The sequence below is a fragment of the Kitasatospora sp. NPDC087861 genome (assembly GCF_044742585.1).
GTDB lineage: Bacteria > Actinomycetota > Actinomycetes > Streptomycetales > Streptomycetaceae > Kitasatospora.
Genome location: NZ_JBIUUS010000019.1, coordinates 143,111 through 157,538, shown reverse-complemented (window position 1 = coordinate 157,538; position 14,428 = coordinate 143,111). Strand labels below are relative to the sequence as shown.

Here is a 14,428-nt window from a genome sequence, read left to right as displayed (position 1 = left end):
CGCGCTCCGCGCCCAGCGCAGCACGGAATCCGGTCCGAGAACTACACCAGCTGATGAGGAGTCAGTCATACGCGGATCTTGTCAGAGCACCGACAGTCACGTACGCCGAACATCGAACGCTCGAGGCTGTCCTGCCGCTGCGGCATGTGCACCTCACCCGGCACCTGTCCATGCGCCAGCCGACACACCCGCCACGAGCAGACCGTCTGGGAAACGAGCGATTCCGGAAACGGGAGGCCAGGCCGTCTGATGATCCAGCCGCGCGGAAATCCCGTTGCCCGAGCTGCCCCCAACCGCTTCCATGGCCTGATGGAGATGACAACTCCCAGTACTACCAGCGCATTTCGCCGTGACGGCTACTGCGTGCTGCCCGGCTTCCTCACCGTCGGGCAGGTGGGCCGTTGGCGCTCGCTGCTCGATCGGCACCTCGTGTCCCAACCGCCCGCCCCGGACCACACCGGCCCGTACTTCCTCTGGCCGGAACTCGCCGACGAGACCGACCTGCGCACCCTCTACGAGGACAGCCGCATCGCCGACGCCGTCCACCCTCTCCTGCGCGCCGGGCTCGGCCTACCGACTCCCGAGGTCGCCCAACTGGCGTTCACCCTGCCGCCACACCCGCACCACCCCGGCGCCCCGCACATCGACGGCCTCACCCCTACCGAGGACGATGGCCGCCCTGGCACCTTCACCGTCCTGGCCGGCCTGCTGCTGACAAACCAGAGCCAGCGAGACCGCGGCAACCTGTGGGTCTGGCCCGGCAGCCACCTGCGTACCGGCACCTGGCTGCGCGCGCACGGAGCGGACGCCCTGCGCAACGCCATCCCGTACCCGCCCGTCGAGCTACCCACCCCGCGCCAGGTGACCGGCCCGGCTGGGAGCCTGGTCCTCCTCCACTACCTGCTCGCCCACAACATCGGCGGCCACTTCGGCACCGACACCGACGGGCGCCGGGAGACCGTGTACTTCCGACTGCACGCCGACGGCCACCGCGAACGCTGGCGCGCGGCGGTCACCGATCCGCTGCTGGAGTTCGCCGCACCAGCCCCTTGAGGCTGAGGCTCACGGGGATGTTCTCGCCTCTATGGAGCTGGGCGACGTAGGTGCCGCCCATGTACTCCCAGAGGAACTTGTGGAGGTTCTCGGCGGGCTGGTTCAGGTCGGCGTCGAGGATGGCGGCTGCGGCGGAGGTGGCGAGCGGAACGACACGCCGCCCGGCCTGGGCGGCGACGTGGGCGTACGCCTGCTTCGCGGTGGTCTTGCCGGAGCCGGCCGGGCCGAGGCCTGCGGACAGCTCGGTCTCGAAGCGGAGCTGCATCCCTCCGCGATGGTGGCTACACGTCGGTGCCAGCGACGTGCGAACTCACAGCGCGGCGCAGCGCCGCCGTGCGAGCGCACGGTGCGAACAGATCGCCCGGCTCCATGTGCCGTGGTCTCAGGAGGACCGGGCGAGTCAGCTGATGGCCCATCAGAAAAGTCAGCAAAAGGTCAGCATCGATCCGATTAAAGGCTGTCACACCGTCCCAAACACGCGACTCGACGTGACATCCCCGCAGGGCCCTTTCACTCAACCAGCGCGCCCCACGCCCTCCTCAACCCGGCACACCGCATGATCCGGATCCACCTCTGGAGAGGACCGCAGGCGCGTGCCTCACGAGCGCATTTCGCCAGGTCAGCGCACCCGCCCGCGCGCCTTCAGCGGGAGGTCGGGGAGCTCCGGAGCCCGCAGGCGGGCGCCGTCGTAGCCGTGCACGTCACCGAAGCGCGGGCTCTTTTCCCAGTCGTTTCATGCTTGTACGATCTCCTCACCGGATCGGCCGATGAAGTTCTACTACAACTTCGACATGGTCGGCTCGCCCAACGCCGGCTACTTCATCAACAACATCACCTCCTCCGCGTCCGCCCCGATGAAGGCCTACTGGGACTCGCTCAACCTCCAGCCGGAGGAGAACGTCGAGGGCCAGGGCCGCTCGGACGACTACTCCTTCCAGCAGGCCGGCATCCCGACCTCGGGCTACGCGGCCGGCGCCGACGCCGTCAAGACCTCGGGCCAGGCGTCCAAGTGGGGCGGCTCCGCGGGCCGTTCGTACGACTCCTGCTACCACCAGTCCTGCGACACCACCGGCAACATCGACGCCACCGTGCTGAACCGCAGCGCCGACGGCGTGGCCTACACCATCTGGAAGACCTCCGTCGGCGGCACCACCCCCGCCAACGACTTCTCCCTCTCGGTGAACCCGGCCACCGCCACCGTCGACCCCGGCGCCTCGGCCACCGCGACGGTCTCCACCGCCACCACCTCCGGCTCGGCCCAGACGGTCAACCTGACCGCCTCGGGCGCCCCGGCGGGCGTGACGGTCTCCTTCAGCCCGTCCTCGGTGCAGTCCGGCGCCTCCGCCACGCTGACCGTCTCGACCGCCGCCTCCACGGCGGCCGGCACCTACAGCATCACGCTGACCGGCAGCGGCTCGGCCACTCACAGCACCAGCTTCTCGCTGGTCGTGGGCAACGGCCCGACCAACCCCGGCGGCACCTGGGCGGCCGGCACCACCTACCAGGCGGGCGACGTCGTGACCTACAACGGGGTCAGCTACCGCTGCCTCCAGGGCCACACCGCCCAGGTCGGCTGGGAGCCGCCGATCGTCCCCGCCCTGTGGCAGGCCGTGTGACCCGTAGGGCACCGGCCTGACACCGCATGAGCCGCTGCGCCGCGGTCCGTCGAGGGGGACGGATCGCGGCGCAGCTGTGTACGGGGGCGCAGCCCGGGGGCGGGGGCTCAGCCCGGGTGGAAGGCGACCCGGACGGTGGCGTCGAAGGGGACGATCAGCCCGTTGCCCGTCTCCCAGGTCCAGTCGCGCGGAATGAGGAACATCCGGCCGCCGGAGTGGGCCAGCAGCCGCAGGCCCTCGTAGCGGTAGCGGAACCGCGCCCCCTGCTCGACGTCGGGCAGCAGCGTCTCCCGCACCCCGGCCCACCCCAGGTGGAGGCGCTCGGAGGTGTCGACGACGACCGCCGGACGCCGGTAGAGGTGGTGCGCGAGGTCCTCGGCGTCGGCCGTCCCCTTCTGCTGGGCGTAGCCGTCCACCGCCCAGAACGAGCAGAGCACGGTGATCGCCACGCTGATGCCGAGCGCCGCGCGCTCCCCGGTGAGCGGGTGGTCCGCGCCGGTGCCGCGCACGTACATCAGCCGCGCCAGGATCCCGAGCAGCAGCGCGCCGCCGATCAGCAGCGGGGTGCCCATGGGGCCGGCGTCGATCACCTCGAAGCCGGCCAGGAAGCCGAGCACCAGGAGGGGGACGACCAGTGCGGTGACGGCCAGGCAGACCCGCCGGACCGTCCGGGCGGCGTCCCCACGGCTCCCGGCCGCCCTGGTGACGAGGTGGTAGCCCAGCGCACCGGCCAGCGCCCCGCACAGGGCGACCCCGGCCGGGACGTAGAGCGCGGGAGAGCTGCGGAGCAACAGGTCCTGGGTGGCGAAGCCGATCGTGCCGGCGTCGATGCCGAAGTAGCTGTAGAGCGAGCTGGTGTAGGCGTAGCCGAAGAAGAAGAGCAGCGCGGTGAGGAGGGTGGTCGGGGCGACCCAGGTGGCGAGTTTGCCGATCCAGTCGGTCCAGGGCCGCGGCTCCGGCTGCTTCGGCCCGCGCCGGAGCTCCTCCTCGGCAGGGCTCAGGGGTTGCTCCCCGCGCCGGTCGGGGCACCGGTGGAGGCGCTGCTCTTCGGGCTCGCCCCGCCGCCGGGGGTCTTGCCGTTGCCGGGAGTGCTGCCGCTGCTGGAGGTGGCGCCGTTGCCGGGGGTGCTGCCGTTGCCGGGAGTGATGACCTCCACGGCGCCCTCCGCCTGGATCCGCTTGCTGGACCCGTCGACCGTCACCGTGAGGCAGATCGTGCGGCTCGCGGCACCCGACGTCGGCTTCGGAAGGGTGAACGTGACCTGCCGGCCCTTGCCGTCGGTCACCGGGACCTGCCGCGAGGCGGGGGTGGCGTACGTCGAACTGCCGCAGTCGGCGACCTTGCTGATCGTGGCCTCGAAGCTGGTCTTCGACGGGAACGACAGCATGATGAAAGCGGTTTCGTCCGAGCCCTGAACACCGGCGGAGGGCTCGCCCGCGGTCCGGAACCCGCCCTGGTTCCCGGCGTCCTTGGTCCGCTGCCCATCGGATTGCCCGCCGCTTCCGCCCTGGCCGTTGTCGCTCTGCCGGGCCGAGCCCGAGCCGCCGCCACCGCCGCCGCCACCGCCGCAGGCCGCCAGGACCGGAACGAGCAGGGCGGCTCCCAGCCACCGGGCCGCTCGGCGGCCCCTGCCGTATCCGATGTGCCGGGTCCCGGGCATGCCTTCTCCCATCCGCGCAGCGAGCAGGGGCCGGTCGGCCCCACCGCAGGATACCCGTTCGCATACGGCCCGATGGGCTGCCGCGCGGACCCCGGCCGGGCCCGCCAGCCGTTCGGTGCAGCCCGGCCGGCCCCCCGCTCTGGCATAGAGTCGGGGCGGACGCACCGTCAGCAGCCCGGAAGGAACCGACCAGTGAGCACGGACCCCCGCCCGGTACCGGAGTTGGGCCCCGAGGTCGTCGAACAGTGGCGGGCCGAGGAGGCCGAGCTCGTCGAGTTGCTGGCCCGGGCGCAGCGAGGCATCGGCGGCATCGCCGCGTTCCGGCTCGGCCCCACCCCGACCGTCCTGGTGACCGACCCGGGCGCGGTGCAGCACGTGCTCGGCCGCCACCCGGACCGGTACGTCAAGCGCTCGCACCGCGCCCGGATGCTCGTCGGGGACGGCGTGCTGTCCGCCACCGGGGATGCCTGGAGGCGTCAACGGAGGCTGCTGCAGTCGCAGTTCACCGGCACCGGGATGCGACGCTACGAACAGCGGATCGCGGCGGCAGCGCGCCGGACGGCGGCGCGCTGGGCGGGCTACCTCCGCACCGGGGAGACGTTCGACGTCGGCGAGGAGATGCGGCGCTTCGCCCTGGACACCGTCTGGCGCGCGCTCACCGGGCTGCCGCTGGACGACCGGACGGATCACGAACTCCGCGCGGTGGAGCGGGTGGTGGCCGCGATGCCGACCCTGCCGACCAGCGCGGCGGACGCCCGGGACGCGGTCGCCGGGGACCTGACCCGGGTCGACGCCGTGGCGCATGCGGCCATCGCGGCGGCACGATCGGGCGGCCCGGTGGAGGAGCCTGGCGTGCTCCGGGTGCTGCTGGACGCGGGCGGCCAATCCCCGGACTACACCGATCGGTTGATTCGCGACGAGCTCGTCACCCTGCTCGTCGCCGGGCACGAGACCACCGCCACCACCCTCACCTGGCTCTTCCTCCTCCTCGACCGCCACCCCGAGGCGCGCGGCGCGGACCCGCAGGCCCTGGTCAGCGAGACCCTGCGGCTCTACCCCTCGGCTTGGCTGCTCCCCCGGCACGCCGTCGAGGACGACGTGATCGACGGCCACCGCATCGCCGCCGGCACCGACGTCCTGGCCTGCCCCTACCTCACCCACCGCGACCCGGCCCTGTGGCCGGACCCCGAACGCTTCGACCCCACCCGCTTCGCCGCCGCCGGCACCCGTCCCACCCAGCTCGGTTCCTACGTCCCCTTCGGCCTCGGCGCCCGCGCCTGCCTGGGCACCCAGTTCGCTCTGCGGGAGACCACGGCGCTGCTGGAACTGCTGCTGCCACTGGGAGAATTGGCGTTCCGGTCCAAGCCGACGGGCGCCGCCTACAGCATCACCGTCCGCCCCGACGGGCCGACGCCGGCGGTGCTGCGCTAGCCGCAATGCCGGTGAGTTAGTGCGTTTCTACAGGTAGAGCGCATGCCGGTGGCCGATTTGGGCGGATGGATCCCCCCCAGGCATGGGGAGGTTCACCGCGATCTGATGGTCCGCCAGATGACCTCGGGACACAGCAACGGAGCCCCCGGTAGGACAGAAGATCGACCAGGAAACCCGCAGATCAGGCTGATGGCGTTGACCGAATGCGGCACCCACGCTCTGGCCGACGGTGCCTTCGACGGGGTGGCGCGGGCCAGTGAGCACGCGCTGGCCCGCCAGGTTGTCACCAGCCTTCAGCCGGACATGCTTCTGCTAGCTGACCGCGGCTTCAACGGCCACGAACTGTGGGGCCATACCCGGGCGACGGGCGCTCACCTGGCCTGGTGGATCAAGAGCAACCAGGTATTCGTGCCTCTGCGGGTCCTGTCCGACGGCTCGTTCATCTCGGTCATGCCGACCCCGAAGGAGACCGTCCGGCACGGCCAGGTACGTGCTGCCGACCGCTCCCTGGCCCAACCACCAGAGGGCCACACCGTGCGGATCGTCCAGTACACCGTGAGACGGCACATCAACTACCAGCCAGGCAACGACTGGTGAGAGCACCAGCCCGGCTGGCGCCATCCTCCATCCCGCAGGCCGACGGCACCCTTTCGGCCGCCTGCCGGCGCGCACCACCAACTGGCAGGTCGCGATCGCGGTGAACAGGCTCCGGCGGCTCCGGCATCATGGTGAGGCAACTGGTCATATCCGCCGTGGAGATGACCGGCGACTACCGGAACATCCTGCTCGGCGTCGCGCACACGCCGAGCTTCACCGGCCCGGCCCGCTCCACGGGCACGGCCGGCACAGGGGCATGGACCCGGAGCCCGGATCCCGTGACGGCCGCGGTCAGGAACGTCTTCGGGCCGGTACGGACGGGCGAGGCAGCAGCCACGGCACCGTTGGGTCATAGTGTCCGCTACGCCGGCAGCAGGGGGGCTTTCCGCTGTTGAGGACCGGATGGATGTTTCGGTACCCCTCAGCGTGGGGAAGTGCCTCGCACCGAACCAAACGGGCTGCCCATCCCTCTCGGGGTGCGCAGCCCGCTGCGTTTTCGTGACGTGGCTTCTGTGATGGTGGGTTGTGGCAGCCCGGACAGGGAGCGCTGGACCTGCGTGCTCCCATGTGGGAGCTTGCCGGGCCGAGGGCGGCCCCCTTCCGAAGGGGTCCGCATGAGTACCACCCTCCAGACAACGCAGCAGGAAGTGCCACCGCTTCTTTACCTCCCCGGCCAGGCGTGGCCGCCCGCCGGGGCGGGTGAGGTGAGCCGAGTGGCAGCCCCGGCGCTCACACTTCTGACCATCCCGCCGATCCCCGTCGGGTCCAACCCGGTCGGGCTGGCGTTCACCCCCAGCGGCGACCTCTACGTCACCAACTCCGGGTCGGCCAACGTGTCGGTGATCAGCACCGCCACAGACACCGTCGTCGGCGCCCCGATCCCCGTCGGCGGTACGCCGGTCTGGCTGACCGTCGCCCCCAACGGCAACGCCTACGTCCCCAACAGCGGGTCGAACACCGTGACGGTGATCGACACCGCCACCAACACCGTCACCGGCGCCCCGATCCCCGTCGGCAACCAGCCGGCCACGGCGGCGGCCAGCGGCAACGTCTACGTCACCAACTTCGCCGCGAACACCGTGTCGGTGATCGACACCGCCACCAACACCGTCACTGGCGCCCCGATCCCCGTCGGCTCCCAGCCGGTCGGGGTGGCGGTGGCCCCCAACGGCAACGCCTACGTCTGCAACCGGGGGTCGAACAACCTGACGGTGATCGACACCGCCACCAACACCGTCGTCGGCGCCCCGATCGCCGTCGGCAACCAGCCGAACTTCGTGGCGATCGCCCCCAACGGCAACGCCTACGTCGTCAACATCGGGTCGAACAACGTGACGGTGATCGACACCGCCACCAACACCGTCGTCGGCGCCCCGATCCCCGTCGGCAACCAGCCATGGGGAATCGCGGTCGGCCTCAACGGGATCGCCTACACGGCTAACCGGGCGTCGAACAGCGTGTCGGTCATCGACACCGCCACCAACACCGTCACCGGCGCCCCGATCCCCGTCGGCAGCGGACCGATCGCCGTGGCGGTCGCCGTCAACGGCAAGGTCTACGTCAGCAACATCAATTCGAACAACGTCAGCGTCATCCAATTCGCCCCGACGCTGACCAGCATCAACCCCATCCACGGGCCCACCACGGGCGGCACGGTCGTGACCATCATCGGCACCAACCTGACCGGGGCGGGCGTCGACATCGGCGGCAACCCCGCCACCGGAGTGAGCGTCAACGCCGCCGGCACGCAGCTCACCGCCACCACACCGCCCGGCGCGCTCGGTCCCGCGACGGTCACCGTCACCACTCCTGGTGGCAGTGCCAGCCTGGTGAACGGCTTCACCTACGTCCTGCCCGTCCACGCCACCTCGCTGACCGCGACCCCGGCGCTGGCGAAGCTGTTCCCGCCGCACGTGTACTTCCCGTTCCTGACCGCCACACTGACCGACCAGGCCACCGGCCTTCCGGTGCCCGGCCAGACCATCATCTTCAAGATCGGCAGCAACCTCCTGGGCGTCGCCGCCACCGACACCCAAGGCATCGCTCGGTTCAACGAGACGCTCATCCTGACGCTCATCCTCGCCAACGGCGGCTATGACGTCTCCTTCGCCGGCGGAAGCACCCCGTCAGCGATCCTGTCGCCGTCCAGCGACCACGCGGGAGTCATCGAACCCTGACCCCCGCCCGGCCACCGGCCGACCCGGCGGCACCGACGGGCGCAGCCCGAGCACCGTGCCACACCGCGCCCGAGCAGTCGGCGGGTCACCAGGGCAACCGCCACCATTCCGTGTGCTCTCAAGACCAGGAGCACACGGAATGCCCTCCTCCTCAGCGAGGTCCTGATGTCCCCACTCACAGTCGGCGGCACGGCGACCCTCCGGCCAGCGAGAGCGGCCCTCGGTTCCCTTCACGGGCGTCCAGCACCGTTCACGAACCCTCTCAGCGCCGGCTCTTCCGCAGGTCAGGAACCCCCGCCCCGGTCCCCGACGAACCTTTGGAAAGCGGGTTGGCAAGCACGCCGACACTGAGCGGTTGCACCAGCAATCCCGCCTCGGGTACCCACGCGCCCCCTTCTTCCGCCAGCCTCAACACCCGGGTCGCGTTCGGACAGGTCGGGCCACTCGCGCCGGTCGCCGACGCGTGGTCCTGGCGGGCCACGGTCGCCCTCGCCGTCGTCCCGGCGGTGCTCGCCGCAGCGGGCATGGCCCCGCAACTGCGGGTCGAACGGCCGATACCGGCCGCCGCCGCGCCGGTGCACCACCGCCCCGTCGGCCGGACGGCGCTCGCGTGGAGCCTCACCGCCTTCTTCGGCATCCAGACCCTGGTCTTCTACGCCACCCTCGCCTGGCTGCCCACCATCCTGGTCGACGCGGGCCTGAGCCGCACGGCCGCCGGCACCGACCAGGCCGCGCTCATCCTCGGGCTCGCCGTCGGCGGCTTCCTCGTCCCCGTGCTCGCCGCCGCCCGCACCGACCAGCGGCCGCACATCCTCGCGGTGGTGGCCGTCTGCGTCCTCGGCCTACTCGGCGTCCTGCTCGCCCCCACCGCCGGCGCGCCGGTCTGGGCCGGCGTCCTCGGCATCGGCATGGGCGGCGGCCAAGCACTGGCCGGAGTGCTCTTCGTCCGCCGGGGCACCGACCACGACCACGTCGCCGCGCTCTCCACGATGGCCCAGACCCGCGGCTACCTGCTCGCCGCCACCGGCCCCGCGCTCGCCGCCGCCCTGCACGGCGCCACCGGCACCTGGACGACCCCGCTGCTCGCCTTGGTCGCCTTGCTCCTGGCCGGCTCCGTCCGCAGCCTGCGCGCGGGCCACGCTGCCACAGAGCCGCACCGCGATCCGTCGAACCGGTGACCGCACGGTTCACCTCAAGAGGAGCGGACTCCCCTTCCGGACGGACGGCCGGTCGGACGGACGGCCGGTCGGACGGACGGCCCGTCGGAAGCCCCGATGAGCAGGCAACTTCGGCTGACGGCCCGCCTTCTGTCGACCTGTCACTCCTCTCCGCATAGGCTGATCCGCGCCCGAACGGATCGCCACCAGGCCGTCCGGGCGGCGGGCCGGAATGCCGGAGGGGGCGGGCCCGCGTCACACGGAGTACGCAGGGGGGACGGAAGCATGCGGGACGAACAGGAGCACGACGGGTACGCCGGGTACGCCGGGTACGCCGAACTCGGCCACGAATACGCCGAGTCGGCGGACGAGGAGGACGCCCCGCGCCGCCCGGCCGCGAAGCGGGCCCTCCTGGTGACGGCGGGCGGGGTGTTCGCGGCGCTGTTGGCGGTCGGCGGGTACGGCGCCTACACCATCATGAACGCCGTGACCGGCGGCGACGCCCCGGGCACCGGCGGCCGACAGGGGGCTGCCACCGCCTCGCGGGCCCCGCAGGAGCCGGCCACCGCCGAGCAGGCCGCGTCGGTGGCGACGGAGTTCCTGGCGGCCTGGAGCCGTGGGGACGTCGCGGCCGCCGCCGGTCTGACGGACAGCCCTGAGACGGCCCGCGCCGCGCTGACGGCGTTCCACGAGCAGGTGGGGGCGCGCTCGCTCGCGCTGACCGGGACCGGCCCGGCGCCGTCCGGCACAGTGGGCGAACCGGCCCTCGGTTTCCGGGTGAAGGCCGAGTTCGAGGGCGCGGCGGACGCCTGGGAGTACGACAGCGCGCTGAGCGTCGTCCGGGCCCAGGACGGCCGGGCCGTGGTGCGCTGGGTGCCGACCGTGATCCACCCCCACCTCACTCCGGGCAAGGCGATCGGTGTGAAGCCGCTGGCCGGCCCGGTGACCAAACCGACCGACCGCAACGGCAAGGCGCTCGACGGGTTCCCGTCGCTGCGCACGGCACTGCCCCAGGTCGCCCCCGCCGACGGCGCGGCCGTGGTCACCGGGCGGGCCGTGGTGATCTCGGGCGGCACCGCGAAGGAGCCCGAGCAGCTGTTCGTCCTGACCCCGCCGAGCGCGCCGCAGGTCGAGCTCACCCTGGACGCCGACCTCCAGCAGGTCGCCGAGGAGGCCGTGAAGCAGCAGTCCGCCGACGGCAAGCCGGCCTCGCTGGTGGCCGTCCAGCCGAGCACCGGCCACATTCTGGCGATGGCGTACGCCCCGCAGGGCGGGTTCAACCGCGCGGTCGCGGGCGGCCAGCCGCCCGGCTCCACGATGAAGGTGATCACCTCGGCCGCCCTGCTGGAGGCCGGGGTGTCCCCGGACGCCGTGGTGCCGTGCCAGGACACCACCTACTCCCCGCGGTCCTGGCACAACGACGACCGCGGCGACTTCCCCTCGTACACGCTCACCGACGACTTCACGCACTCCTGCAACACCGGCTTCATCGACAAGGCCCTGGAGAAGCTGCAGCCCGGCAGGCTCACCGAGGTGGCGCGCGAGCAGTTCGGCCTCGGTCTGGAGTGGCACATCGGCATTCCGAGCCGGGATGCCACCATCCCCATGCCGGGGAACAAGGACGAGGCCGCCGCCGAGTACATCGGCCAGGGCCAGATCCAGGTCAACTCGCTGGTGATGGCCTCGGTCGCCGCCACCGTGCAGAGCGGAACGTTCCGCCAGCCCGTCCTGCGCGGGGACGCCAAACGCGTGACGGCGCCCGGCAGGCTCCCCGCCGACGTCGCCCGGGACCTGCGTTCCATGATGGCCAAGACCGCCACCCAGGGCACCGCCCGCGCACCGATGTCCGGTCTGTCCGGCCAGATCGGCGCCAAGACCGGCACCGTCGAGGCGGGCTCAGGCCAGGCCACCAACAGCTGGTTCATCGCCTACCGCGGTGACCTCGCCGTCGCCGCCGAGGTCGAGGGCGGCGGCCACGGCAACAGCGCGGCCGGCGTGGCGGCGGCCCAGGTCCTGAAGGCGGGCGGCAAGGGCTGACGGACCGGCCCCTCCCACCCGGCCGCCGGACCGTGTTCGAGAGCCGATGAGGCCGGCCGGGGCGGGGTGGCACCCGCCCCGCTCCGACGGGCTGTCAGTGGTAGCCGGTGAACGGGGAGCAGGGGCGGCCCGGCCTCAGCCGGCGATGGCGCCGAGGGCGGTCAGCCGTTGCGCCAGCTCGCGCGGGCTCGGCATCGTCGCGATCTCGGCGCTGACCTCGCGCGCGGCCCGGGTCAGCGTGTCGTCGGTGAGCAACCGGTCGAGCAACGCGGGCCCGATCTCCTCGGCGCCCGCGCTGAGCCCGGCTCCCCGCTCCCGTACCGCGTCCGCGGTGATGAAGCGGTCGGACCCGTCGGGCAGAACGAGCTGCGGGATGCCCGCGTCCAGTGCGCCGAGCGCGCTGCTGCTGCCGCCGTGGTGGATCGCGGCCGCGCAGGTCTCCAGCAGCGCCCGCCACGGGACCCAGCCGTACGGGCGGACATTGTCCGGCAACGTGCCGAGCGTGCCGAGGTCGAGCTCGCCGGTCGCCAGCACGAACTCCGCGTCGACGTCGGCGGCCGCCGCGATCACCCGCTCGATCCTGGTCAGGCCGTCGGTCTTGGGCGGAACGGTGCCCAGCGTCACCGCCACGCGCGGGCGGTCGGCGGGCACGGCCAGGTCATCGGGGACGTCACCTTCGCCGTTGTAGGCGACGGGCCGCATCGAGCTGCCGTACCGTTCCTCCCCGGCCATGCTCGGTGGCGCGAGGTCGATGGTGTCCGCCGGCTCGGGCAGCCGGTCGATTCCGTGCCGGGCGAAGGTGTCCGCCATCTCTGCGAGCATCAGCGCGCGCAGCTTCGGGGTGCGGACGAATCCCAGGTCGTGCTGGACCGCGGGCACGCCCAGGCGGGCCGCCGCGAGCAGGGCCACCGGGAACTGGTACTCGTACACCACCAGGTCCGGCCGCCACCGCGTGGCGAGCTCGACCATCGCGTCGGCCACCCGGCTGTTGACATGGGCGGCCAGCGGGACGAACGCCTCGCGATCGGCCGAATTGCTCTCGACCACCCGCCGCATCAGGTCGGGCCGCCGGGTGCGGCCGGCCTCCCTGATCTCCTTGCGCCAGTCCACGCCCGGCGCGATGGGCAGGTACGGCAGCCCTGACCCGGCGACCGGCTCGCCGCCGTCCATCGAGGCCACCGCGACCTCGTGGCCGAGCTCGCGCATCGCCCTGGCCAGCGGGACCAGCGGGAAGAGGTGGCCGAAGCCGGGCGCGCCGGCGAACAGTACACGCATGAAGGAACCTCGATTGTTCGGGATGGGGGGATCAGGAGGCGGCCCGGTGCAGGGCGGCCTCCAGGCCGTTCAGCACGGCGTTGCAGTCGCGCTGCAGGGTGACGGCATCGACGGCGCTCAGCAGGTAGACCCCGAGCCAGTTGCGCGATCCCGCGGAGGGGTCGAAGGCGGGCACCGGCTGTCCCGCGGGCATGGCGAAGGCGGGTACGGCCTCGATGGTGCTGCCCGGTGACAGCAGGCTCTGCCAGTCCACGGCCTGCGGGTTCCAGACCGGCCTGGTGCGCCAGGGCACGCCGAACGCGTCGGCGGGGACGACGGCCACCGACGCGGCGGCCCGGACCCCGTCGGTGAGCATGACCTCGGGGTAGTCGACCCGCTCGCCCAGCAGTTGCCGGACCAGCATGCCGATCGGGTCGAACCCGAACACCTCGTGGACCTGCCGGGTCGTCAGCAGGCCGCCGAACCGGGCGGCGGTCTCGATGACCACCAGCTCGCCGTCCTTCATCAGCTTGAGCTCGGTGTGGGTGCCGCAGTTCTCCAGCCCGAGCGCGTCGACGGCATGCCGCGAGACCTCCTCGATCCGGCGCTGCAGCGGCACCGGCATGACGGAGGGCGAGGTGCTGGCCACCTCGACGAAGGACGGCACGGTCGGCAGCTTGGCGGTGATGGCCAGCGGACGGTAGACGCCGTCCGCGACGATGCCCTCCACGCTCACGTAGTCGCCGTAGCCGGGCTCCTGGTACCAGCCCTCGGTGGAGCCCTGGGCGATCTCCTCGACCAGCCGGTCCCGGTCGGTGTCCGCGGCGTAGAGCTCGTTCATGCCGACCCGGCTGCCGGCCCGGAGGCCGCGCTCGATCTCGCTCCACGCGGGGGCGGCGTCCGCGGCCGAGTCGAGCACGATCTGGGCGACCGACCCGGCGCCCCAGGCCGGCTTGAGCAGCAGCGGGGGCGTGAACTCGGCCAGCGCGGCGTCCAGGTCCGCGAGGCTGTCGACCCGGCGGAACCCGGGGATCGGCACGCCGGCGGCGGCCCACGCCTCCCGCATCAGCCGCTTGTCCCTGGCCCGGACGATCCCCTCGCCGGCTCCGGCCAGGCCGAGCCGGTGCGCGGCGTGGGCGACGGCCAGCACCGCGAATTCCGAGAGCGTCAGTACCGCGTCGGCCCCGATGGCCTTCGCGTACTCCACGATCAATTCGACCAGTTCCTCGCCGCGCGGCGCCTCGGGCACCAGCTCGATGCTGGTGCAGCTGGGCCGCCATGCGTCCGCCGCGGTCGTGGGCAGTGGCGCCAGTGCGAGGACGTGCAGTTCCCCGCAGGCGGCGATCCGCGGGAAGGCGTACTCCAGCGGGGCGCCGCCCTTGACGTAGACGTACAGAATCCTGTTCAACGTACTTTCTCCTGAAGGAAGTTCACTCGGCCCGTGTC

General features: G+C 72.2%; 11 protein-coding genes and 1 pseudogene. 7 read left to right on the top strand and 5 right to left on the bottom strand.

Annotated features, from left to right (window positions below):
- The first annotated feature begins 309 nt into the window (after positions 1–309).
- Positions 310–1,053, top strand: coding sequence for a phytanoyl-CoA dioxygenase family protein (locus ACIOJE_RS26055; protein ID WP_280684004.1), 744 nt, complete (start codon positions 310–312; stop codon positions 1,051–1,053).
- On the opposite strand, the gene ACIOJE_RS26050 is transcribed toward ACIOJE_RS26055, so the two are convergent.
- Positions 1,013–1,318, bottom strand: coding sequence for an AAA family ATPase (locus ACIOJE_RS26050; RefSeq protein ID WP_280684006.1), 306 nt, complete (start codon positions 1,316–1,318; stop codon positions 1,013–1,015). The two genes, ACIOJE_RS26055 and ACIOJE_RS26050, sit on opposite strands and share 41 nt — an antisense overlap.
- Before the next feature lie 508 nt (positions 1,319–1,826).
- On the opposite strand from ACIOJE_RS26050, the pseudogene ACIOJE_RS26045 reads away from it, so the two are divergent.
- Positions 1,827–2,669 (top strand): annotated as a pseudogene (locus ACIOJE_RS26045) (carbohydrate-binding protein); the annotation flags it as partial.
- A 107-nt stretch (positions 2,670–2,776) separates the two neighbouring features.
- On the opposite strand, the gene ACIOJE_RS26040 reads toward ACIOJE_RS26045, so the two are convergent.
- Together ACIOJE_RS26040 and ACIOJE_RS26035 are read right to left on the bottom strand one after the other, a co-directional pair.
- Positions 2,777–3,460 carry a hypothetical protein gene (locus ACIOJE_RS26040; RefSeq protein WP_400779228.1) on the bottom strand — a complete coding sequence of 228 codons (684 nt, stop codon included), beginning with the start codon at positions 3,458–3,460 and terminating at the stop codon, positions 2,777–2,779.
- 206 nt (positions 3,461–3,666) lie between these two features.
- Entirely contained in the window at positions 3,667–4,329 is a 663-nt protein-coding gene (locus ACIOJE_RS26035; RefSeq protein ID WP_280684011.1) for a hypothetical protein, read from the bottom strand.
- 192 nt (positions 4,330–4,521) lie between these two features.
- Here ACIOJE_RS26035 and ACIOJE_RS26030 point away from each other — a divergent pair, with 192 nt between their 5' ends.
- The 5 genes from ACIOJE_RS26030 to ACIOJE_RS26010 all read left to right on the top strand — a co-directional run bounded on the left by ACIOJE_RS26030 (position 4,522) and on the right by ACIOJE_RS26010 (position 11,728).
- On the top strand, positions 4,522–5,760 hold the full coding sequence (locus tag ACIOJE_RS26030) for a cytochrome P450 (protein ID WP_400779225.1): 1,239 nt from the start codon (positions 4,522–4,524) through the stop codon (positions 5,758–5,760).
- A gap of 189 nt (positions 5,761–5,949) precedes the next feature.
- Positions 5,950–6,357 (top strand): hypothetical protein, encoded by a 408-nt coding sequence (locus ACIOJE_RS26025; protein ID WP_400779223.1) that lies wholly within the window; start codon positions 5,950–5,952, stop codon positions 6,355–6,357.
- Between the two features lie 713 nt (positions 6,358–7,070).
- Complete coding sequence (locus ACIOJE_RS26020; protein ID WP_400779221.1) at positions 7,071–8,534, top strand: IPT/TIG domain-containing protein; 1,464 nt, start codon at positions 7,071–7,073, stop codon at positions 8,532–8,534.
- A 329-nt stretch (positions 8,535–8,863) separates the two neighbouring features.
- Positions 8,864–9,712: an MFS transporter gene (locus tag ACIOJE_RS26015; RefSeq protein ID WP_400779218.1), complete on the top strand. Its 849-nt coding sequence runs from the start codon at positions 8,864–8,866 to the stop codon at positions 9,710–9,712.
- Positions 9,713–9,976: 264 nt separating this feature from the next.
- Entirely contained in the window at positions 9,977–11,728 is a 1,752-nt protein-coding gene (locus ACIOJE_RS26010; protein WP_400779216.1) for a penicillin-binding transpeptidase domain-containing protein, read from the top strand.
- 135 nt (positions 11,729–11,863) lie between these two features.
- Here ACIOJE_RS26010 and ACIOJE_RS26005 read toward each other — a convergent pair whose 3' ends face one another.
- Together ACIOJE_RS26005 and ACIOJE_RS26000 are read right to left on the bottom strand one after the other, a co-directional pair.
- On the bottom strand, positions 11,864–13,003 hold the full coding sequence (locus ACIOJE_RS26005) for a nucleotide disphospho-sugar-binding domain-containing protein (RefSeq protein ID WP_400779214.1): 1,140 nt from the start codon (positions 13,001–13,003) through the stop codon (positions 11,864–11,866).
- Positions 13,004–13,034: 31 nt separating this feature from the next.
- The gene (locus ACIOJE_RS26000) at positions 13,035–14,390 is read right to left on the bottom strand and encodes an acetyl-CoA carboxylase biotin carboxylase subunit family protein (RefSeq protein WP_400779212.1); all 1,356 of its coding nucleotides are present in this window, start codon (positions 14,388–14,390) and stop codon (positions 13,035–13,037) included.
- Between the last annotated feature and the right edge of the window lie 38 nt (positions 14,391–14,428).